Below are 19,786 nucleotides of genomic sequence, written 5' to 3'. Positions count from 1 at the left end.
GCTGGGCGCGGCCGCCTCAGCCCACGGCCGCGTAGTTCTCGTAGACCTCGTCGTCGTCGAGGGGCACGATGCCGGTCCCCCGCTCGTACTCCGTCCGCGCCGTCTCCAGCAGTCGGCGCCAGGAGGTCACGGTGGGCCGCCGGCGCAGCAGTGCGCGGCGCTCCCGCTCCGTCATGCCTCCCCACACGCCGAACTCGACGCGGTTGTCGAGCGCGTCGGCCAGGCACTCGGTGCGTACCGGGCATCCGGTGCACACCGCCTTGGCCCTGTTCTGCGCTGCTCCCTGAACGAACAGTTCGTCCGGATCGGTAGTGCGGCAGGCGGCCTGCGCACTCCAGTCGGTTACCCAGCCCATACCGGCGCCGTCCTCTCCCGAATCGAGGCTCCCCCACGGCGGCAGCGGCATATTCACCGCCGCCAGTTGAGGACGTTACGGAAGGTGGGCACAGCGCAACACCCCCTTCGGGCCCAATCTTGAATGGCCCGAACGGACTATGCGTAAGCGGCAGATCACCCGGGGGAGTGAGCTGGCGACATGCGTGACGATCCCGGCATTCGGGTCATCTCTGCTGCGCCACAACGGACACCAAGTGACACACAAGGTGGATACGGACACGCATCCCCCACGCCGTGGTACGCGCTCGTACACCCCAACGCGCCCCCCAGCGGGGCCTCTCGAAAGAAAGTCGAGCGGGTCCGGAACGATTCGGGGTCGCCGGACGTATTGATACGTGGCCTCACTGCTGTGACAGTTGAGTGCAGCTTAGGCCAAGGCATATACGCGTGTCCGGCGAATGAGAACGTAGGCTGCCCCCATGCCAAAGAAGCGCTCGGGCGGTGGTCTGTCGCCAACGCAGCAGGCCGCCAAGTTCCTCGGTGTCAGTGTGCTCGCGGGAGCCGTCCTGGCCGGCATCGCGTTGCCGGCCGTGGGCGCGCTGGGGCTGGCCGCCAAGGGTTCGGTGGAGAGTTTCGACGAACTCCCGGCCAACCTGAAGACGCCGCCGCTCAGCCAGCGCACCACCATCCTCGACTCCGAGGGCGGCACCATCGCCTCCGTCTACTCGCGCGACCGCACGGTGGTCGGCCTGAAGGACATCTCGCCCTACATGCAGAAGGCGATCGTCGCCATCGAGGACTCGCGCTTCTACCAGCACGGCGCGGTCGACCTGAAGGGCGTGCTGCGCGCGCTCAACAAGAACGCCCGCAGCGGCGGCGTCTCCGAGGGCGCCTCCACGCTGACGCAGCAGTACGTCAAGAACGTCTTCGTCGAGGAGGCCGGCGACGACCCGACGAAGGTCGCGCAGGCCACCCAGCAGACCATCGGCCGCAAGATCCGCGAGCTGAAGTTCGCGATCCAGGTCGAGGAGGAGCTGGGCAAGAAGCGGATCCTGGAGAACTACCTCAACATCACCTTCTTCGGCCAGCAGGCCTACGGTGTCGAGGCGGCCGCCCAGCGGTACTTCTCCAAGAGCGCCAAGGACCTCAACCTCCAGGAGTCCGCCCTCCTGGCCGGCATCGTCCAGTCGCCCACGCGCTACGACCCGGTCAACGACGAGGCCGAGGCCGTCAAGCGGCGCAACGTGGTGCTGGCGCGCATGGCCGAGGTCGGCGACGTCTCGCGGGCGGAGGCGGACAAGGCCCAGAAGGCGCCGCTGGTGCTGAAGGTCAGCCGGCCCAAGAACGGCTGCATCACGGCCGTGAAGGGCGCGAGCTTCTTCTGCGACTACGTGCGCTCGGTGTTCCTGACCGACCCGGTCTTCGGCAAGACCAAGGAGGCCCGGGCCAAGGTCTGGAACCAGGGCGGCCTGACGATCCGCACGACGCTCGACCCGCGGGCCCAGAAGTCGGTGCAGCAGTCGATCAAGGACCACGTCAACTCGGGTGACGACGTGGCGACCGCCGCGACCATCGTCCAGCCCGGCACCGGCAAGATCGTCGCGATGGGCCAGTCCCGCCCGTACGGTGTCGACGCCAAGCAGCACGAGACGACGCTCAACCTGTCGGTGAACCAGGCCATGGGCGGCGGCGGCGGCTTCCAGCCGGGTTCGACGTTCAAGCCGATCGTGGCCGCGGCGGCCCTCGAGGGCGGGATGCCCGCGACGAAGTCGTACTCCTCGCCGTACAAGATGGACTACCCGGCCCCGGTCGCGGCCTGCGACGGCAAGTCGTGGAACGAGCCGGGCGTCGAGCTGACCAACGAGAACGAGACCGAGGTCGGCCCGTACGACATGAAGGAAGCGACCGCCAAGTCGGTCAACACCTACTACGTGCAGATGATCAGCGACATCGGCGTCTGCCCGGTGACGCAGATGGCCGAGAAGATGGGCGTCGCGCGCGCCAACGGCAAGAAGCTGGAGCAGACCCCGTCCATCGCCCTCGGCGTCACCGAGGTGTCCCCGCTGACCATGGCGAGCGCGTACGCGACCTTCGCCTCGCGCGGCATGTACTGCACGCCGGTCGCCATCGAGTCGATCAGCCAGCGGATCGGCAACAAGAAGAAGTCGCTCCAGGTCCCGAAGTCCACGTGCTCGCGCGCCATGTCGGAGACCACGGCCGACACCGTCAACACGCTGCTCAAGGGCGTCGTCGAGGACGGTACCGGTACGCAGGCCGGTCTCGGCAGCCGGGCGAGCGCGGGCAAGACCGGTACAACCGACGAGCGCTACGCGGCCTGGTTCGTGGGCTACACGCCCAACCTCGCCGGTGCCGTGTGGGTCGGTGACCCGAAGCACGACCGGCAGATGGTGAACATCACCATCGGCGGCGTCCCGTACGACAAGGTCTTCGGTGGCGCGGTGCCCGGACCGATCTGGCGGGACATGATGTCCGGCGCGCTGGAGGGCAAGCCCGCCCCCGACTTCAACCTCGTCGACATCCCCGACGCCGACAAGGGCAAGGACAAAGACAAGGACAAGGGCGACAAGGGCGACAAGGGAGACAAGGGCGACGGCGGCGGCCGGCACGACGGGAACAACGGCGACGGCGGCGACAACGGCGGCGACGGCGGCTTCCCGGGCGGCGCCTGGGGCGACCTCTTCCAGGGCCAGGGCAACGGCGGCATCGGCCCCTGACGCGACTGAGGCCCCGCACCCCACGCACGCCGACGGCCCCCTTCCGCACCGGGAAGGGGGCCGTCGGCGCGAGCGGGTACGGTCAGCCGGCGAGCAGCCTCTTGACCGCGGCGGCCACCCGGCCGCCCTCGGCCTGCCCGGCCACCTTCGGGTTCACGATCTTCATGACGGCGCCCATGGCCCGCGGCCCCTCGGCGCCGGCCGCCTTGGCCTCCTCGACGGCCTGGGCGACGATCGCGTTCAGCTCGTCGTCGGAGAGCTGCTTGGGCAGGTACGCGGCGAGCACCTCGCCCTCCGCCTTCTCCCGCTCGGCCTGCTCGGGGCGGCCGCCCTGGGCGAAGGCGTCGGCGGCCTCGCGGCGCTTCTTCGCCTCGCGGGTGATCACCTTCTGCACCTCGTCGTCGGAGAGCTCCCGCTTCTCCTTCCCCGCGACCTCCTCCTTGGTGATCGCGGCGAGCGTCAGCCGGAGCGTCGAGGAGCGCAGCTCGTCCCGCTCCTTGATCGCGGCGTTGAGGTCGTCGTGCAGCTTCGACTTGAGCGTGGTCATGGGTGCGATTGTCGCAGGTGTGGCGGGAAGGACGCCCGCTGATTTAAGTGAGCCCGCGACGGGTGCCCGCGCGGTCGGCTCCGGCCACCGCTTCTGACACGATGGACGTATGCGCGCGCGATACGGAGTACCCCTGGGAATCACGGCGGTCGGCGCCGCCGGTCTGGCCTACGCGGCGGGCTTCGAGGCCCGCTCCTTCCGCCTGCGACGGGTGACCGTTCCCGTCCTGCCCTCCGGGATGCGCCCGCTGCGCGTGCTCCAGGTCTCCGACATCCACATGGTCGGCGGCCAGCGCAAGAAGCAGCGCTGGCTGCGCTCGCTGGCCGGACTGCGCCCCGACTTCGTGATCAACACCGGCGACAACCTGTCCGACCCGGAGGGCGTCCCGGAGGTGCTGGACGCGCTGGGCCCCCTGATGGAGTTCCCGGGCGCGTACGTCTTCGGCTCCAACGACTACTACGGCCCCAAGCTCCGCAACCCCGCCCGGTACCTGATCGAGAAGGTCCAGGGCCGCCACGGCCTCAACGGCAACGCACCCGCCGTCGGCGCCGTCCACAACCCGTGGGAGGACCTGCGGGACGGCTTCGACACCGCGGGCTGGCAGAACCTCACGAACACGCGCGGCACGCTGAAGGTCGAGGGGGTGTCGGTCGAGCTGACCGGCCTCGACGACCCGCACATCAAGCGGGACCGGTACGCGGAGGTGGCGGGCGGCCCGTCGGGCGCGGCGGACTTCTCGATGGGCGTGGTGCACGCGCCCTACCTGCGCGTCCTCGACTCCTTCACGGCGGACGGCTACCCCCTGCTCCTCGCCGGCCACACCCACGGCGGCCAGCTGTGCATCCCCTTCTACGGCGCGCTGGTCACCAACTGCGACCTGGACACGGACCGCGTGAAGGGCCTGTCCACGCACACGGCGGAGGGCCGTACGGCCTACCTCCACGTGTCGGCGGGCTGCGGCACCAACCGCTACACCCCCGTCCGCTTCGCCTGCCCGCCGGAGGCGACGCTGCTGACGCTGGTGGGCTGCGAGCAGCGGGGGTAACCCACTCGGCCCACCCATATGGTCCGATATGTCCGGCCTCCCTAGCGTGAGGTCATGACAGCTCCGATACCCAGGGAAATCCCGGACCTGCCCGCGGTGCCGCGCCCGCCCAGGCTCCTGCCCTCCCCGGTCCCGGCGAGCGCGGTCCTGACCCCGGTCCGGCGCCCGCTGACCGCCGGCTTCCGCGTCCTCACCGCGCTGCTGGCCCTGACCGGCGCGGCGCTAGAGCTGACCCTCGGCGGCCCGGCCCTCCGCGCCCTGAGCTACTTCACCGTCCAGAGCAGCGTCCTGCTGGCCCTGGTCACGCTCGCCTCGGCCCGCCGCGCCTGGTCCGCCGGACGCCCCCTGTCCGGCGCCCTGACCGGCGCGGCCCTGCTCTACGCCGCCGTCGCCGGCCTGGTGCACCACCTGCTCCTGGCCAACGCGGACAGCCCGTTCGCCGTGGCCGGCGCCGGCGGCACGGGGTGGCACGCCGTCGCCGTCCAGCTCATGTGCACGGTCACACCGGCCGCCGCGGCCCTGGACTGGCTCCTGCTCACCGGCCCCGGCCGCCTGCACCTGCGCCAGACCGTGACGTGGCTCCTCTACCCCCTGGCCTACCTGGGCTTCTCCCTGGCCCGCGGCGAGCTGCTCCTCCCCGGCACCGAGGGCCGCTACCTCTACCCCTTCCTCGACGTCGACCAGCACGGCTACAAGGGCGTCCTGGGCAACGCCCTCCTCCTCGGCCTCGCCGTCTACGCCCTGTCCGCCCTCCTCGTCGCCCTGGACCACATCCGCCCCGACCCCCTGCGCCGCCGCTGGTAAACCCGATTTCGTGTCCGGGCGCGGGTGGGCTAAAGTAAACGACGTCGCCGCGACGAGCAGCGACAATCGGGGTGTGGCGCAGCTTGGTAGCGCGCTTCGTTCGGGACGAAGAGGTCGTGGGTTCAAATCCCGCCACCCCGACATAGGTCAGAGGCCAGGTACTGGATTCAGTGCCTGGCCTCTGTCGTGCTCGGGGCAGGACGGGTCGGTGATGACGCGGATCTGGAATACGTGGGTCCTTCCCCTCATGGGGTAGGCGATCGGTATGACGGGGTGTCAGCGGTCGGGGGATGAGGGAACGCCTTCGTGGCGTCGGCGTCGGGTGACGTGGTGGCTGGTGTTGGGGGCTTACTCGCTTGCCGTGGCCGGGCTTGCAGCCGTGTTCTGGCATGGGGTGCGGGGCAAGTCGTGGGACGACTCGCTGTCGTTCGCGCTGACGCTGACGCTGACTTCGATCGGCGGCCAGTTGATAGCCCGGCTCGTCCTGCGGCGGGCCGGCCGCCGAAGATGACGCGTTCGGGAACAGGGGGGTCGGCCCCCGCCGTTGGATCGGTCGAGGGACCGGTGATGCGCGGGTGGGACTCGGGGACCGTGAGGTCGTCCGGCCCGGCAGGGTCCGGGCCCCGGGAGCGCGGTGCGACCGCCGTGCACCCGGACCATGACGGCTTTCTGCAGGAGGACTGCTTGATGACTGACCGGCCCTTGACGCTCATGGCGGTGCACGCCCACCCCGACGACGAGGCCACCGGGACCGGAGGGGTCCTCGCGCGGTACGCGGCGGAGGGCATCCGTACGGTTCTCGTGACGTGTACCGACGGCGGTTGCGGTGACGGACCCGGGGGCGTCAAGCCGGGCGATCCCGGGCACGATGCGGCGGCTGTCGCGTCGATGCGCCGGCAAGAACTTGAGGCGAGCTGTGACGTCCTCAAGGTCAGCGATCTGGAGATGCTGGACTATGCCGACTCCGGGATGATGGGCTGGCCGAGCAACGACGCCCCCGGGTCCTTCTGGCAGACCCCCGTGGAGGAAGGCGCGGCCCGGCTCGCGGAACTCATGCGGCACTACCGACCTGATGTGGTCGTCACCTACGACGAGAACGGCTTCTACGGCCATCCCGACCACATCCAGGCCCACCGCATCACGATGGCGGCGCTGGAGATGACCGATCTGGCACCGAAGGTGTACTGGACCACGATGCCCCGCTCGGGGATGCAGCGGTTCGGCGAGATCATGCGCGAGTTCCATCCGGACATGCCGGAGCCGGATCCCGCCGAGGCCGCCGCGATGGCCGAGATCGGTCTCCCCGACGACGAGATCACCACCTGGGTGGACACCACCGCGTTCAGCGGCCAGAAGTTCGACGCGCTGGCCGCGCACGCCAGCCAGGGCGAGAACATCTTCTTCCTCCGGATGGGCAAGGAGCGGTTCGGTGAGCTGATGGGCATGGAGACCTTCCTCCGTGTCCGGGACTCCACCGGCGCGGCCGTACCCGAGAACGATCTCTTCGCCGGACTGCGCTGATCCGCTCACCCGGACCGGAGCCCTGGAAAGCTCAGCAGGTACCAGCGAGCGCGGAATCAGCCCGGCGGATCCGGGCTGAGCCCGCGAAGCCTCCGCCCGTCCTCTGAAGGCGATCGAGCCACTTGCCGACGCGCTCCACCCACCGGCCCCTCCGCTCGAGGCTCCGGGCGTCGTCTGCGCACCCGGATCGCTGGATCGCGAGCCGTACCTTCGGGTCCTGCGATGGCTCCTCGAGGACAAGGCTGCGGCAAAGACACTGGTCGCCGTCACGGATCGCCGCAAGCCCGGACTCAGGTTCCGGACCGGCTTGCGACGACGCGGTCCTCCGTAGGCTCGCCCGCCGTCTCGGTCGGTGCCCGCCCCAGCCCGCTGGAACGAGCCGCCGCCTTCGATCTGCGGGAACACGAGGCCGCTCGACCGCCGGACGTCAGCCCCGTCGAGCACGAAAGGCGCTGGGAACTCTCCACCGACATGCGTGCGGGCCTGGACGAGCTGCGGGGGCCGCTCACTTCCGTGGCCGAAGAACTCGCGGCCCTGTGCGGCATCGATCTCCTGTCTCCTTCGTCACCGAGGGAGTCAACAGCGGCCTCCGGGAGCGCCCGCTCCCGCCCGTCGGGGGTGATCCGGCAGGTCATCTCCGGGAGGACTTCCACCACGAGGGGTTCTCCCGGTACCAGGCCACCGTGGCGGCCAGGCCCTCGTCGAAGGGGTGCCGGGGCTCGTAGCCCAGTTCGGTGCGGATCTTGGTCCAGTCGACGGAGTAGCGGGCGTCGTGGCCCTTGCGGTCCTCGACGTGGACGACGCTGTCCCAGTCCCGGCCGCAGGCGTCCAGGAGGCGCTCGGTGAGCTGCTTGTTGGTGAGCTCGGTACCGCCGCCGATGTTGTAGACCTCGCCCGGGCGGCCGCCCTCCAGGACGAGCCGGAGAGCGTGGCAGTGGTCCTCGACGTGCAGCCAGTCACGGATCTGTCCGCCGTCGCCGTACAGCGGCACCTGGCGGCCGTCGAGCAGGCTGGTGATGAAGAGCGGGATGATTTTTTCGGGGTACTGGTACGGCCCGTAGTTGTTCGAGCAGCGCGTGACGCGGACGTCCAGGCCGTGGGTGCGGTGATAGGCCAGGGCGAGTAGGTCCGATCCCGACTTGGCCGCGGAGTAGGGGGAGTTGGGGGCGAGGGGGTGGTCCTCGGTCCAGGAGCCGACGGGGATGGAGCCGTAGACCTCGTCCGTGGAGACGTGGACGAAGGTGCCGAGGCCGGTGCGGACCGCGGCTTCCAGCAGGACCTGGGTGCCCAGCATGTTGGTCGAGCCGAAGTCGGCGCCGTCGGCGATCGAGCGGTCGACGTGCGATTCGGCGGCCAGATGTACCACCGCGTCGTGCTCGGCCATCAGGCCGGCCACGCGTTCGGCGTCGAGGATGTCCCCGTGGACGAAGCGCAGCCGGGGGTCGTCCGCCACGGGCGCGAGGTTGGCCGGGTTGCCCGCGTAGGTCAGCGCGTCCAGGACGGTGACCGCCTCGGTCGCGGGGTCGGACAGCAGGGTCCGTACGAAGTGGGAGCCGATGAAGCCGGCCCCTCCGGTGACAAGGGTTCTCATGGCGGGTGTCGCGGTCTCTCGTGTCGTGGGTGTCCCGGGAAGCGGGCTCAGAAAGCGATCCGGATACGGCTGTGGTCGCCGAGGACGAAGCGGTGTGCGCGTGGTGCCCGGACCGCGCCGGAGACGTGGACGGAGCGGCCGATGAGCGAGCCCTCGACCCGGCCGGCGTCCTCGATCCGCGATCCCTGCAGCACGATGGAGAACTCCACCTCGCTGCCGCTGATCCGGCAGCCGTCGGCGATGGAGGTGAAGGCCCCGATGTGGGAGTCGGTGACGACGGTGCCGGCGCCGATGACGGTGGGGCCGACGATGCGGGACCGCACGATCCGGGCTCCGGGCCCGATCCTGACCCGGCCCACGATCTCGCTGGCCTCGTCCACCTGTCCCTCGACGCCCGGCTCCACGCTCTCCAGCACGATGCGGTTGACCTCCAGCATGTCGTCGGCGTTGCCGGTGTCCTTCCAGTAACCGGTGATGGTCGTGGCGCGGACCTCGTGGCCGGAGTCGACCAGCCACTGGACGGCGTCGGTGATCTCCAGCTCGCCGCGCGCCGAGGGCACACAGGCGGCGACGGCCTCGTGCACGGCGGGGGTGAAGAGGTAGACGCCGACCAGCGCCAGGTCGCTCCGGGGCGCCGGGGGCTTCTCCTCCAGCCGCACCACGGAGCCGTCCGGGCCGAGTTCGGCGACCCCGAACACCGACGGGTCCGCGACCTTGGTGAGCAGGATGCCGGCGTCGGGCCGCTCCCTGCGGAACTCCTCCACCACGTCGGTGATCCCGCCGACGACGAAATTGTCGCCGAGGTACATGACGAAGTCGTCGTCGGCGAGCCAGTCCCGGGCGACGAGCACGGCGTGTGCCAGCCCGAGGGGTGCTTCCTGCGGCAGGTACGTGACCCGGGCCCCGAAGGCCGAGCCGTCACCCAGCGCGGCCCGTATCTCGTCGGCCGTGCCGCCGACGACGACACCGATCTCGGTGATGCCCGCGGCGACGATCGACTCGATGCCGTAGAAGAGGACCGGCTTGTTGGCGACGGGGACGAGCTGCTTGGCGGCGGTGTGGGTGATGGGGCGCAGCCGTGTGCCGGTGCCGCCGGCCAGAACGAGTGCCTTCATCGCCGTCCCGCCCCCGCGAGGGTTCCGGCGCACTCCGCCGCGACCGCGTCGAGGAGGGTGAACAGTCTCGGCTGGGTCCGCCGCACCAAGGACGTGACGCGCTCCGCGTGCTCCGCGGTGGCGCAGCGCAGGGGCTGGGCCAGGGCGTAGCGGTCGTGCTGCCTGAGGACCAGAAGGTCCGGCCAGAGTTCCTGCGCGGACCGTCTGGCCCGCGCGATGTCCGCCGCCGGGTCGCCGTCCCAGCCCACGGGCCTGACGAAGTACTCGTCCGCCACCAGCCGGGCGAGCCACTCCTCGCTGTCCGCGAGCTGCGCGGCCCGGTGGGCGGCGTCGTCGCGCCCGGAGCGCAGGAGTTCCAGCATCGCGCGCGCGGCGCGCGGGTCGTCGAAGACTGCCAAGGGCAGCCGGTGCCGGGCCGGTATCCGGTGCCGGCGTGTGCCGGTGTCGTCGAGCAGTACCGTCGTGCGGTCGGCCACCGTGGTGAAGCGTGCCCCGGCGTCGGTCATCCGCAGCCACAGGTCCCAGTCCTCCAGGCCCGCCCCGGTGCGCCAGCCGCCGGCTCGCTCCGCGAGACCGCGCCGGTGCGCCACGCGCGACGGTTCGAAGACCACCCCGAGCACCTGGAACTCCGGGTGCCAGCACATCTCGTACGGCTGCGAGGCCGCGGTGAGCGCTCCCGCGGGGTCGCGCAGTTCGAAGCCCGTGGCGACGATGTCGGCCCCGCGGTCCGTCAGGGACAGCACGACCTCCAGGTGGTCGGCCCGCCACTGGTCGTCGTGGTCGAGATAGGCGACGACCTCACCCCGCGCCTCGGCCAGTGCGATGTTCCTGGGACCGCTGGGGTGGCCGTGGCGTTCGGTGCGCAGCAGTCTGATCCGTGGATCGGTGCGGGTGCTGTGGCGGACCCAGTCGTCGGTGTCGTCGGTGCTGCCGTCGGACACCACCAGCATCTCCCAGTCGGTGACCGTCTGGGCGGTCACCGAGGCGAGGGTGTCCAGGATCGGCCGGGACCGGTTGTACGTCGGGCAGATCACCGACACGCGGGGCTTGGGGGCATGCTCCATCTGTGCAACTCTCCGCGTCGTGGGACCGGGATTTCTTTGCCATCGCACCGGTGCCCGCGCCCGTCGATTCTCTGCTGCGAACGGCCACGGACGGGCCCGCCGGCGCACGGATCCGGCGCTGCGGCGCTTGTCGCAAAGTTAGCCCCGGCCGGTGCGCGGGCGCGCCCGCCGGAGGTCGAGTCGTCCCCCGCCCCGGGGCGGGGGAACGGTCGGGCCGGGTGAGCCGTCAGGCCGCGAAATGGACCGGCAGCGCCTGCGAGTGCCACAGGACGGCGACCTGGGCACGGTCCCGGCAGCCCAGTTTGCGCAGGACGTTCGACACGTGGAACTTGACCGTGCTGCGCTCTATGGTCAGTCGCTCGGCGATCTCCGAGTTGGACAGGCCCTCGGCGACGAGCACAGCCACCGTCCGTTCCCGGCCGGTGAGTTGGGTGATCTCGGCGGTGGGCAGCTCCGTCCGCCGGGCCTGGCCGGCCCGGCCGGACAGCAGCGCGGGAACGAGTTCGGGCGAGATCCAGCCGCGTCCGTTCAGCACCTCGCGTACGGCGCTGACGTAGCCGTGGTCGGGGTCGTCGCGGTCGACGATCCCGGCCACCCGGGCATGGAGGGACGACTTCCAGAACGCGTCGCTCCCGCCGTCGACCAGGACGATGACCCGCCTGCCCCACTCGGCCAGCGACGGATCCGCGTCCACCGTGGCGCTCTCGACGATGGCGACGTCGGCCGGTGTCACGGGTTTCACCGACGCGTGTCCGTCGTCCTTCCCCGAGACGAGCCACCCGAGGCCGGTCAGTGCCTCGGTCATACGGCGCCGCTGGGACGGGGTGCTGATGCCGAGAAGGATTCGTTCCATACTTCCCCCGAACTATGGTCGCAGCGCGGAGGAAGACCCCAACTGGTCAAAGTCGGTCACATCCCCCGCACAACTTTGATCATTCGTGGGGAAGTTAACACGAGCTCATTACTCCTTCAACGGAAAGTGACGGCAGAGCAAACGACTTGAGGAAGAACTGAGGTCACCGCCTCCCACGCCGCCTCCCACGCCTCCTCCCATGCCGCCTCCCATGCCGCCTCCGCTCACGCCCGATTCACCCGGCAGGCCCTCAGCTGCCCGCGTTGATCATGGTGATCGTGGTGGACGCCGCGGTGGTCGTCAGCGCCACGTACACCGAGTCGATCAGCTGCTTCATCGCCGGCTCGGCCCAGTGCCCCTCGGCCAGTTCCGCCATGCGCTCGTCGACGGCGGTCGTGTCGGCGCCGGCGAACACGAGGTCCCGCAGCCCGCCGGTGTGCAGCAGCACCACCAGCGCGGCCGTGCGCGCGTCGGGCTCCTCACCCTCCAGGACCACCGACTCGAGCCTCTGGCGCACCACGGCCTCGACCGATGCGTCGGCCTCCGGGTAGCGGCTCGTGGGGAAGATCCCCCAGCGCCGGGTCCGTTCCTCGCGGATGACGCCCTTGTCGAGCAGACCCTGCCGCGCGCCGTCGACCGCTTCCTCGCGCAGCTCGAAGATCCACGCCTGGACGTCCTTGGGTTCGTCCGCCGCGGCGATCCGCGCGAGCGCGGTGTCCAGGGCCGGGACGCCCGGCGGGGTGGGGTCGGTGACGACGAGTCGGTCGTCCTCGATGCGCACGCGGTCCGCGAGTGCCAGTTCCAGCACGGACGCGCTGGAGATCATGAATTCGGACTGCGACTGCAGCTGGGGGGCGCCGGTGGTGTCGTCGAGCGACAGGAGCATGATCTGCTCGCCGAGTGTGGTCTCCATGAGTGGGGTCTCTCCTTCTGCTGATCCGCGAAACTCGGTCGGTGAAACGTGCCTGCTCACGGCAGGGGGTGGGGACGGCCGCGGGTCTCCGTCCCCGGTGCGGCGGCCAGACCCGTCCTGGCCTCGGCCGTCCGCAGCCGCTCCGTGTTCCAGCTGAAGCCGGGGGACTCCGCCATCCGCAGCTGCTGGTATCCGACCGGGACGACCTTGACCGCGGCCCAGCCCATCTCCCGCAGGGCTGCCGGAAGCCGGCCGGTCAGATCGACGGCGAGCGGGTCGGCACCGTCGTCGAGCAGTCCCTCCAGGAGGCCGGAGGTCGTCACCGGCCGCGCCGTGCGGGGGGCCCGTGCCTCTCCGAAGCCGGCGACCCATTCGCCGACGAGGTCGAAACACTGCCGGGACGCCACGTACCGCAGCCGGTCGTCGTCGTCCCTGATCTCCGCCGGGGCTTCGCCGTAGCCGTGGCTCTCACGTTGGTTCACCACCGCCGAGCGTATCTGGAGCGCTTCCTGGAGCGCCCCCAGCATGCTCCAGCCGACCTGGTCCGTGGCATTGCAGCCGACGGTCGCCAGTGGCTGCGGGCCCGTCTCGTCGATGACCACCCCCACGGTGCAGACCACGCCGGGCACGCCGGTCGGAAGATCCGCGAGGACCGGTACGAGCCCGGCCTCCCGGGCCGAGCCCCACAGCTTCAGCAAGGTCCGCCAGTGCGCGTTCTCCTTGCCCTTGCGCACCCGGTCGGCGTCGACGGCGCCCACGTCGACGCGCCTCGGGCGCAGCCGGCGTTCCCAGGCGACGAGGAGCGCGTCCCGTTCGACCGTCTCCAGCAGGGCCGAACGCAGCGCCATGTCGTACCCCTGCCCGGACGCCGCCCCCGAGGGGCCCGGATCGAAGCCCTCCGCCTCCTCGGCGGGCGCGGGGTAGTCGACCAGTCCCGCGGGCACCAGGATCTCCGCGCCGTCCCGCAGGCGCCGTGCCGGATACCACGTCAGGGGCCGGTCGGTGACCCGCGCGTCGCCGAGGGCGACACCGGGGCCGGCGAAGGCCAGCGCGCGGGCGCCGAGGCCGCTCGGGGCGGACCGGACGGCACCGGGGAGCGGCTCCGGCTGCGGGAAGAGCGCGTACCGCTCCACCGCCTCACCCGCTCCGCGCACCAGGGCGTCCATGCGCGAGTGCCCGTACGCGCCGACGACCCGTGGCGACAGCGCCTGCGCCGCGTTCTCGGCCCGGTCGGCGCCGCAGGAGAGTCTGATGAGGGCCTTCCACAGCGGGTCGGCCGGTGGCGCGGGGGGAAGCATCCCGGACTTCTCCGCCAGTCCGTTGCCGGGGTCGAGGGTGGCCACGAAGTCGATCATCAAAAGGTTCCTGCCGGGAGGCGACGAGCGGGCGTACGGGAGAGGAGGGCGTCCCGGCCGGGAGCGCCCTGGAGGGACGGTCAGAGGAACGGCAGCCGGCAGCGGTGGTCGCTCCACGCGGCGCCCAGGGCGAGGAGCACGCCGGCGGTGCCGGTCGCCAGGTCGGAGGAGATACGCAGGGACTCCTGGCCGAGGAAGGCGGGGCCTCCCTGGTGCCGGACGGCGCCCAGGGCGAGCCCCGCGACGTGCCGGTGCTGCACGGGATCGGGGCCGGCGGCATGCTCCGGTCCGTCCGTCAGGTGCACGCGCGCCATGATGACGCCCGCCCTCCCGTTCAGCAGGCCCGCCTGCGCGACGAACGGCAGCTCCGTCGCCGCGAGGACCGCGTCACGCGCTTGGATCAGCTCGGGGTCCGGGCGGTGCGTGAGGAGGTCGTGCAGCACCATGCCCGTACCGCCGCTGCCGGACGCGATCAGCGGCAGTCGTCCCGTGGTGCCGTCCGCGAACGGCTCCCCCGGTGTCCAGCCGAAGCCGGCGAGGTCGCGGCGCAGCGCCGCCTCGGCGTGGTCCAGCAGGGCGGTGTCCCCGGTCCGTTCGTACAGGCGCAGCAGGAACAGGGCACTGCCCGACTCCCCTCGCAGCAGCCCCGCTCCCGAGCCGCCGCTCCCCCGGCCTTCGGAGGGCTGCGGGGTGCCGTCCACGAGACGCCCGGCGATCCCGGCCGCCCGGTCCAGCAGGCCGCGGTCGTCCGTGGACGCGGCGAAGTGCAACAGGGTCAGTCCGACGCCGGCGAGGCCGCCGCGGAGGCTGTGGTCGGTGCCCTGGAGGGGGGCCTCGACCAGCCGGGCGAGGAGTTCGCGGGCGGCGGCGGTGCGGCCGAGGCGGTCCAGGGCGTACGCGATCCCGCTCAGTCCGTCGTAGAGGCCGGGCCGCGGGTCCTCGAGGGCGTGCGCCTTGCCGGCGAGCCAGTCGAGATGCTCCTCGGGTACCTGCGCTCCGGCCTCGCCGAGGGCCCAGAGCACTCCGGCGGCGCCGTGGGCGAGGTCGAGTCCGCCCTCCGGCGTGAAGAACTGTTCGGCGTCGCCCGGGAAGAGCCGGTCGTCGCGGCCCGGCTGGGCGGTGGCGAGCAGGCCGTCCGCGAGGGACCGCAGCAGCGCGGGCCGGCCGGCCGGGCCGGGTGCGTCCCACGCCGGTTCCGTGCGCCGTTCGCCGTCACCGCCACTGCCCTCGGTGCCCGACGGGCGGGGCGACGGTCCCAGGTCGCGGCGGACGCGCTCCGCGAAGTCCTCCGGCACCGGGTAGTACGCGGTGATGACGTCGATGAGCTGGTCCGCCTTCTCCGTCCCCCAGGGCAGCACGGCCACCTGCGGGGCGAACAGCGCGAGCCGCAGGCAGCCCAGCGCGTAGCGGTCGATGGCGAAGCCGGTGTGACCGGCCGGGGCGATGAACCCCACCGCGCCCATGGTCTGCGCGACGGTGACGTCCGGCGTGCCGGCCGTCTCGAAGTCGATGAAGACGACCCGGCCGTCGGGCCGGACGAGGATGTTGCCCGGGTGCAGATCGGCGAAGACGACACCACGGTCGTGCATGGCGTCGATGCCCTGCTCGATCTGGTCGAGCACGTCCAGCGCCCAGGTCGTGTACTCGGCGACGGCCTCCGGGGAACGGACGGCCTTCAGCAGCGGGTTGCGGCGGACGAGTTCCTTGGAGAGCGCCGTCCCCTCCACGTACTCCCGGACCAGGAAGTAGTGCTCGTGGCCCTTGCGGTAGTCGATCAGCCGGGGGATGCAGGGCAGCCCGGTGAGCCGGCGCAGCGCCCAGTGCTCCTGTTCGTGGCGGGCGACGGCGTCGCGCCCGTCCGCGTCGAGGCCGGCGTGCGGGCGGGCCTCGCGCAGCAGGACCTCGGAGCCGTCCCGGGTGTCCGTGCCCCGGTACACGCCACCGCCGTTGGAGAAGTGCACCGCCTTGGTGACCCGGTACGGGAAGTCCCGGAGCGTGCCCGCGTTGCGGGCGGCGATCGCCTCGGCCAGACAGGCGGGCGGGGTCACCCACTCGGGCGGCCGGAACCCGGGTCCCCGCCGGTCGGGGACCAGCCGGCCGTCGGGGTCCTCGATGCAGTGGACCAGCTCACCGGACTCGGTCCGCACCGCCTGTAGGACGAAGCCCCCGTAGCGGACGTAGAGCGGCCCGGAGCGCCATCGGAGGTCGCTGAGGATGTACGGCCCGGGCTCGCCGTCCAGCAGGTCGCCGAGCTCGCGGAGGATCCGCTCGAAGTGCTGGTCGTCGAGCGGGTAGACCGTGACGAACTTGCCGCTGCCGCTGCGGTCGCCGTACTTGCTGTTGCGCCGTTGGAGCAGGTCCCGGCTGCGGATGAACTTGAACATCACCCGCTCGGTCACGCAGTACTTCGCCACCACGTCGAGGATGTGGCCGGCGTTCTCCAGGGTCGCCGATACATGGATCTTCCAGCCCTGCCGCGGCAGCGTCACGCCGGGCGGGGACAGCACCACCCACTCGCTGCCCGGCGCGCGGCCCCAGCCCTCGGGCAGCTCGTCGCGGACGAGGGGGAAGTCGTCCTCGGCCGCGGCCGACCGGGCCGGCAGGTCGAAGAACGGCGTGCCGGGCGGGCAGAAGTGCAGATGCCGGATGATGTCCATGATGCCGATGAGGTCCTGTTCCCTTGGTCCGGTGAGGGCGGGTCAGCGAGCGGCCGGGGCGATGTAGGAGAGGTAGAGCCATTCGCCCAGGGAGCGGTCGCCGGCCGCCACGCGAGCCGTCCCGATGCTGTCGTCCGGAGCCTTGGCGGTGACGGACAGCGGAAGCCGCACGGCGGGCACGGGGAGGGAATCGCCCTCCCGCACCGGCACGAAGGCGGAGAGGGGGGCGACGTCCTTCTCGGCCGGCCCCTGCCCGACGGTCGCGGTGCCGGTCTCGGTGCGCGTCACCATTCCGCGCCGGTACAGCGTGACCTGTGTGCCCGGGGTGACCGCGTCCAGGTCGGCCGCGTCCGACAGTACGAGCGTGGCCCTGCCGTCCTCGACGACGTAGCCGCCGGTGACCGTGTACGGCACGGTGACCGTCGTCAGCGTCGCACCGGCGCCGGCGGTGACGACCAGCGCGACGACGCACACGCGCCACATCCGGGCACCGGCCGCGCGCGCCTCGCGCACGAGCAGCCGCGCGCCGTTGAAGAGGCGGTAGGCGAGGTAGGCGACGCCGACGAGCACCAGCGTCGCGCCGATGAGACCGATGCCCTGGAGGATGTCGAGCCAGAGGGTGAACGCCGTCGCGATCAGGTAGACCGGGAAGAGCATGGAGGCGAGACCGAACGGCACGGACCAGCGCAGTGCGGGCAGCTCCCGCACGTACCGGCCGCCGAAGAGGACCTTCGCCAGGAAGCGGCGCGCGTCGGTCATCGTCCGGTCCCGCAGGTGCGAGATGTCCAGATGGGTCATGAGCGCGATGTAGCCGTCGAGCTTGACGAGCGGCAGGAGGTTGAGCAGGCCCGTCACATAGGTGGAGACCGCGAACACCAGCATGCCGTCGCGCAGACCGGACTCACCGGACGCGGCGCCCACCACGGACGCGCCGAGCGCCACCGACCCGGCGATGACCATCTGCGTCACCACGCCGGCGAGCGCCACCTGGACGCGTTGTTCCCGGTGGGGCAGCCGCCAGCCGTCGGAGACGTCGCAGAAGAACGCGGGCGTCAGGTAGAAGAGCATCACTCCCATCCGGCTGGGGCGCCCCCCGTGGTGGGTGAGGACCGCGCCGTGGCCCATCTCGTGCAGCGCGGTCGCGACGACCGAGGCGCACGCGACGCCGAAGAGGACTCCGAGCGGGAGCGGGGCGCCCAGCGCGTGCCGGAGCTGTGGTGCCTGGAACGCGAGGGACAGCACACCGCCCAGGGCGAGGACGGCCGCGAGCACCGCGCCGCCCCGGTTGGCCACGAGCCGCAGCAGCGGCACGAGCGCGGCGAGCATGCGTTCCGGCTTGACCACGGTGAACTGGAAGGTGAGCGGCGGAACGAACTTGAACCAGGTGTTGCCGGAGCGGTGCGGCTGCCCGTCCTCCAGCAGCCGCATCTTCCGCAGGCTCTCCACCGCCCGTTCGACGGCCTCCTCGGTCCAGGGCGCCCCCAGCGTGTCCACCAGGCCGGGACGGTCGCGCTCGCCGTCCAGCGCGCGCAGCAGCCGGGCCATGTCGGCCCCCACCCGGATGTACTGCTGTGAGCCCCGCTGGACGACCCAGGGCGCGTCGTCGGCGATCGGCTCGTGAACCTGTACGTCGGGGGCCAGTTGGGGCCGTTCCCGCAGGGCGCTCTCCCGCTCAGGCGTCAGCGTCGCGCCCGATCCCGCCCGGCCACGCCTCATATGACGTCCCGGGTGAGGAACAGCCGGCGGGCGGCGTAACCGGCCAGGGCCAGCCAGGCGCCGATGACGATCAGGGCGACCGGCACCGACAGCAGTTCGGGCTTGCCGTCCCGGTAGACCGAACTCATGGCGATCGTCATGGTGAACCTGCCGACGGAGGGCGCCAGCCGCAGCAGCGCCTCGTCGACGAAGAGCGTCAGACCCAGCAGGGTCGCCACGGCGGCGGTCTGGTTGCGGATGACCCAGCCGAGCAGAACCCCCCAGGGGGCGCCCAGGACGGTGACCGTGAAGACGCCCACCAGGGTGAGCGTCGTCTCGTGGGTCCAGGCGGGTTCCAGGCTGGTGGAGGCCGAGAGGAACACCGCCGGGGAGGCGGCTGCCAGGCCCGTGGCGAGCAGGGCGAACACGACGCCCATGCCGGTGCCCACGAGCAGCTTCGCGCCCAGCAGGCGGCTGCGTCCGCCGCTCAGCAGCACGGACCTGCCGATGGCACCGGAGTGGTACTCCCTGGTGACGAGGACGGCTCCGAGCAGTGCGGAGAACAGCAGCAGCATGAACCAGGAGCGGACGACCTGGTCGGTGACGGCCTCGACGGTCGTCGCGCCCTTGGCGATGTCCTCCTCGGCCTGGGCGACGAATCCACTGCTCGCGAGGACTCCCAGGAACACTCCGATGAGGGCCATCGACCACCAGGCGCGTCCGGTGAACGCCTTGGACCATTCGGCGGCTATGAGATCACGCATGAGCGGCTTCTCCGGTTCCGGTCGGCTCGGCGAGCTCGAAGAAGCGGTCCTCGAGGCTGTGCCGGCCGCCCGAGGTGAGCTCGGTGAGGGATCCGCAGTAGCGCAGGGACTTCTGAAGGATCACCACGTCGTCCACCGTCTGCTCCACCTCGGCGAGCAGATGGCTGGACAGCAGAATGGTGCGGCCCTCGTCGGCGAGGGACCGCAGGAAGGTGCGCAGCCATCGGATCCCGTCCGGGTCGAGGCCGTTGGCGGGCTCGTCCAGGACGAGCAGCTCGGGGTCGGCGAGCAGCGCGGACGCCAGCGCGTGACGCTGTTTCATGCCGGTGGAGAAACCCTTGAGCTGCTTGTCGGCACGGTCGTCGAGGCCGACGTGCTCCAGCACCTCGTCCACCCGCCGGCGCGGCAGCCCGAGCATCCTGGCCCAGATCCTGAGGTCGCGACGGCCGGTCACGCCCGGCGTGGCGCCGATGCCGTCCATGCTCACGCCGATCCGGTGGGCGGCGCGGGGGAGTTCGGCGTACGGCTTGCCGAAGACGGTGGCGCTTCCGGTGGTCGGCGCGGTGAGGCCCAGCAGCATGCGCAGCGAGGTGGTCTTGCCGGCGCCGTTGCGGCCGAGCAGGCCGACGATGCGTCCGGCGGGCACCTCGAAGGTCACGTCCTCGACCGCGGTGAACTCACCGAAGCGTTTGGTCAGTCCCCGGAAATCTGCTACGACGGCACTACTCATACGTTCTCCGTGCGGGAGTTCACAGCGATGCGGCACACACAGGCGATCGGACTGTGATTTC

General features: G+C 71.3%; 17 protein-coding genes and 1 tRNA gene. 6 read left to right on the top strand and 12 right to left on the bottom strand.

Annotation, left to right across the window (positions count from 1 at the left end):
* Positions 1–16 precede the first annotated feature (16 nt).
* Complete coding sequence (wblA, locus tag GTW67_RS31860; protein ID WP_189421905.1) at positions 17–355, bottom strand: transcriptional regulator WblA; 339 nt, start codon at positions 353–355, stop codon at positions 17–19.
* A 460-nt stretch (positions 356–815) separates the two neighbouring features.
* Between wblA and GTW67_RS31850 the strand changes: the two genes are divergently transcribed.
* Positions 816–3,071 (top strand): transglycosylase domain-containing protein, encoded by a 2,256-nt coding sequence (locus tag GTW67_RS31850; protein ID WP_161168213.1) that lies wholly within the window; start codon positions 816–818, stop codon positions 3,069–3,071.
* An 82-nt stretch (positions 3,072–3,153) separates the two neighbouring features.
* Here GTW67_RS31850 and GTW67_RS31845 read toward each other — a convergent pair whose 3' ends face one another.
* Entirely contained in the window at positions 3,154–3,618 is a 465-nt protein-coding gene (locus GTW67_RS31845; RefSeq protein WP_161168212.1) for a GatB/YqeY domain-containing protein, read from the bottom strand.
* 109 nt (positions 3,619–3,727) lie between these two features.
* Between GTW67_RS31845 and GTW67_RS31840 the strand changes: the two genes are divergently transcribed.
* The 5 genes from GTW67_RS31840 (at position 3,728) to GTW67_RS31820 (ending at position 6,988) form a co-directional block, all read left to right on the top strand.
* On the top strand, positions 3,728–4,663 hold the full coding sequence (locus GTW67_RS31840; RefSeq protein ID WP_161168211.1) for a metallophosphoesterase: 936 nt from the start codon (positions 3,728–3,730) through the stop codon (positions 4,661–4,663).
* A gap of 54 nt (positions 4,664–4,717) precedes the next feature.
* Entirely contained in the window at positions 4,718–5,467 is a 750-nt protein-coding gene (locus tag GTW67_RS31835) for a Pr6Pr family membrane protein (protein ID WP_161168210.1), read from the top strand.
* A gap of 67 nt (positions 5,468–5,534) precedes the next feature.
* Positions 5,535–5,608, top strand: a tRNA-Pro gene (locus tag GTW67_RS31830).
* Positions 5,609–5,846: 238 nt separating this feature from the next.
* Positions 5,847–5,978, top strand: a complete 132-nt coding sequence (locus GTW67_RS38250) for a hypothetical protein (protein ID WP_272920549.1) — start codon at positions 5,847–5,849, stop codon at positions 5,976–5,978.
* 176 nt (positions 5,979–6,154) lie between these two features.
* Positions 6,155–6,988: a PIG-L family deacetylase gene (locus GTW67_RS31820; RefSeq protein ID WP_161168208.1), complete on the top strand. Its 834-nt coding sequence runs from the start codon at positions 6,155–6,157 to the stop codon at positions 6,986–6,988.
* Positions 6,989–7,619: 631 nt separating this feature from the next.
* Here the strand turns inward: GTW67_RS31820 and rfbB are convergent.
* The 10 genes from rfbB to GTW67_RS31770 all read right to left on the bottom strand — a co-directional run bounded on the left by rfbB (position 7,620) and on the right by GTW67_RS31770 (position 19,725).
* A complete protein-coding gene (rfbB, locus tag GTW67_RS31815) occupies positions 7,620–8,579 on the bottom strand; it encodes a dTDP-glucose 4,6-dehydratase (RefSeq protein WP_161168207.1) in 960 nt (319 codons plus the stop codon).
* 47 nt (positions 8,580–8,626) lie between these two features.
* Positions 8,627–9,694, bottom strand: a complete 1,068-nt coding sequence (locus GTW67_RS31810; RefSeq protein WP_161168206.1) for a glucose-1-phosphate thymidylyltransferase — start codon at positions 9,692–9,694, stop codon at positions 8,627–8,629.
* Entirely contained in the window at positions 9,691–10,758 is a 1,068-nt protein-coding gene (locus GTW67_RS31805) for a glycosyltransferase family 2 protein (protein WP_161168205.1), read from the bottom strand. Before GTW67_RS31805 ends, GTW67_RS31810 begins: the two co-directional genes overlap by 4 nt.
* 226 nt (positions 10,759–10,984) lie before the next feature.
* A complete protein-coding gene (locus GTW67_RS31800; protein ID WP_161168204.1) occupies positions 10,985–11,611 on the bottom strand; it encodes a helix-turn-helix transcriptional regulator in 627 nt (208 codons plus the stop codon).
* 250 nt (positions 11,612–11,861) lie between these two features.
* The gene (locus GTW67_RS31795; protein WP_161168203.1) at positions 11,862–12,524 is read right to left on the bottom strand and encodes a GOLPH3/VPS74 family protein; all 663 of its coding nucleotides are present in this window, start codon (positions 12,522–12,524) and stop codon (positions 11,862–11,864) included.
* Between the two features lie 56 nt (positions 12,525–12,580).
* On the bottom strand, positions 12,581–13,879 hold the full coding sequence (locus tag GTW67_RS31790; protein ID WP_161168202.1) for a YcaO-like family protein: 1,299 nt from the start codon (positions 13,877–13,879) through the stop codon (positions 12,581–12,583).
* 80 nt (positions 13,880–13,959) lie between these two features.
* The gene (gene lanKC / locus GTW67_RS31785) at positions 13,960–16,536 is read right to left on the bottom strand and encodes a class III lanthionine synthetase LanKC (RefSeq protein ID WP_161168201.1); all 2,577 of its coding nucleotides are present in this window, start codon (positions 16,534–16,536) and stop codon (positions 13,960–13,962) included.
* Between the two features lie 42 nt (positions 16,537–16,578).
* Positions 16,579–18,252, bottom strand: a complete 1,674-nt coding sequence (gene mpaP / locus GTW67_RS31780; protein ID WP_237519127.1) for a daptide biosynthesis intramembrane metalloprotease — start codon at positions 18,250–18,252, stop codon at positions 16,579–16,581.
* Positions 18,249–18,995, bottom strand: coding sequence for an ABC transporter permease (locus tag GTW67_RS31775; protein ID WP_161168200.1), 747 nt, complete (start codon positions 18,993–18,995; stop codon positions 18,249–18,251). Before GTW67_RS31775 ends, mpaP begins: the two co-directional genes overlap by 4 nt.
* Positions 18,988–19,725, bottom strand: a complete 738-nt coding sequence (locus GTW67_RS31770) for an ABC transporter ATP-binding protein (RefSeq protein WP_161168199.1) — start codon at positions 19,723–19,725, stop codon at positions 18,988–18,990. The genes GTW67_RS31775 and GTW67_RS31770 overlap by 8 nt, the downstream gene beginning before the upstream one ends.
* Positions 19,726–19,786 lie beyond the last annotated feature (61 nt).

The organism is Streptomyces sp. SID5910 (genome assembly GCF_009862125.1).
GTDB lineage: Bacteria > Actinomycetota > Actinomycetes > Streptomycetales > Streptomycetaceae > Streptomyces.
This window is presented reverse-complemented; position numbering and strand designations above follow the sequence as displayed.

Bases quoted from the DNA above. Each gene is read 5' to 3' on its own strand.
- wblA (WP_189421905.1), bottom strand. From the start codon at position 355: ATGGGCTGGGTAACCGACTGGAGTGCGCAGGCCGCCTGCCGCACTACC.
- GTW67_RS31805 (WP_161168205.1), bottom strand. From the start codon at position 10,758: ATGGAGCATGCCCCCAAGCCCCGCGTGTCGGTGATCTGCCCGACGTAC.
- GTW67_RS31795 (WP_161168203.1), bottom strand. From the start codon at position 12,524: ATGGAGACCACACTCGGCGAGCAGATCATGCTCCTGTCGCTCGACGAC.
- GTW67_RS31775 (WP_161168200.1), bottom strand. From the start codon at position 18,995: ATGCGTGATCTCATAGCCGCCGAATGGTCCAAGGCGTTCACCGGACGC.
- GTW67_RS31810 (WP_161168206.1), bottom strand. From the start codon at position 9,694: ATGAAGGCACTCGTTCTGGCCGGCGGCACCGGCACACGGCTGCGCCCC.
- GTW67_RS31845 (WP_161168212.1), bottom strand. From the start codon at position 3,618: ATGACCACGCTCAAGTCGAAGCTGCACGACGACCTCAACGCCGCGATC.
- GTW67_RS31770 (WP_161168199.1), bottom strand. From the start codon at position 19,725: ATGAGTAGTGCCGTCGTAGCAGATTTCCGGGGACTGACCAAACGCTTC.
- rfbB (WP_161168207.1), bottom strand. From the start codon at position 8,579: ATGAGAACCCTTGTCACCGGAGGGGCCGGCTTCATCGGCTCCCACTTC.
- GTW67_RS31800 (WP_161168204.1), bottom strand. From the start codon at position 11,611: ATGGAACGAATCCTTCTCGGCATCAGCACCCCGTCCCAGCGGCGCCGT.
- GTW67_RS31850 (WP_161168213.1), top strand. From the start codon at position 816: ATGCCAAAGAAGCGCTCGGGCGGTGGTCTGTCGCCAACGCAGCAGGCC.
- GTW67_RS31835 (WP_161168210.1), top strand. From the start codon at position 4,718: ATGACAGCTCCGATACCCAGGGAAATCCCGGACCTGCCCGCGGTGCCG.
- lanKC (WP_161168201.1), bottom strand. From the start codon at position 16,536: ATGGACATCATCCGGCATCTGCACTTCTGCCCGCCCGGCACGCCGTTC.
- GTW67_RS31840 (WP_161168211.1), top strand. From the start codon at position 3,728: ATGCGCGCGCGATACGGAGTACCCCTGGGAATCACGGCGGTCGGCGCC.
- GTW67_RS31820 (WP_161168208.1), top strand. From the start codon at position 6,155: ATGACTGACCGGCCCTTGACGCTCATGGCGGTGCACGCCCACCCCGAC.
- GTW67_RS31790 (WP_161168202.1), bottom strand. From the start codon at position 13,879: ATGATCGACTTCGTGGCCACCCTCGACCCCGGCAACGGACTGGCGGAG.
- mpaP (WP_237519127.1), bottom strand. From the start codon at position 18,252: ATGAGGCGTGGCCGGGCGGGATCGGGCGCGACGCTGACGCCTGAGCGG.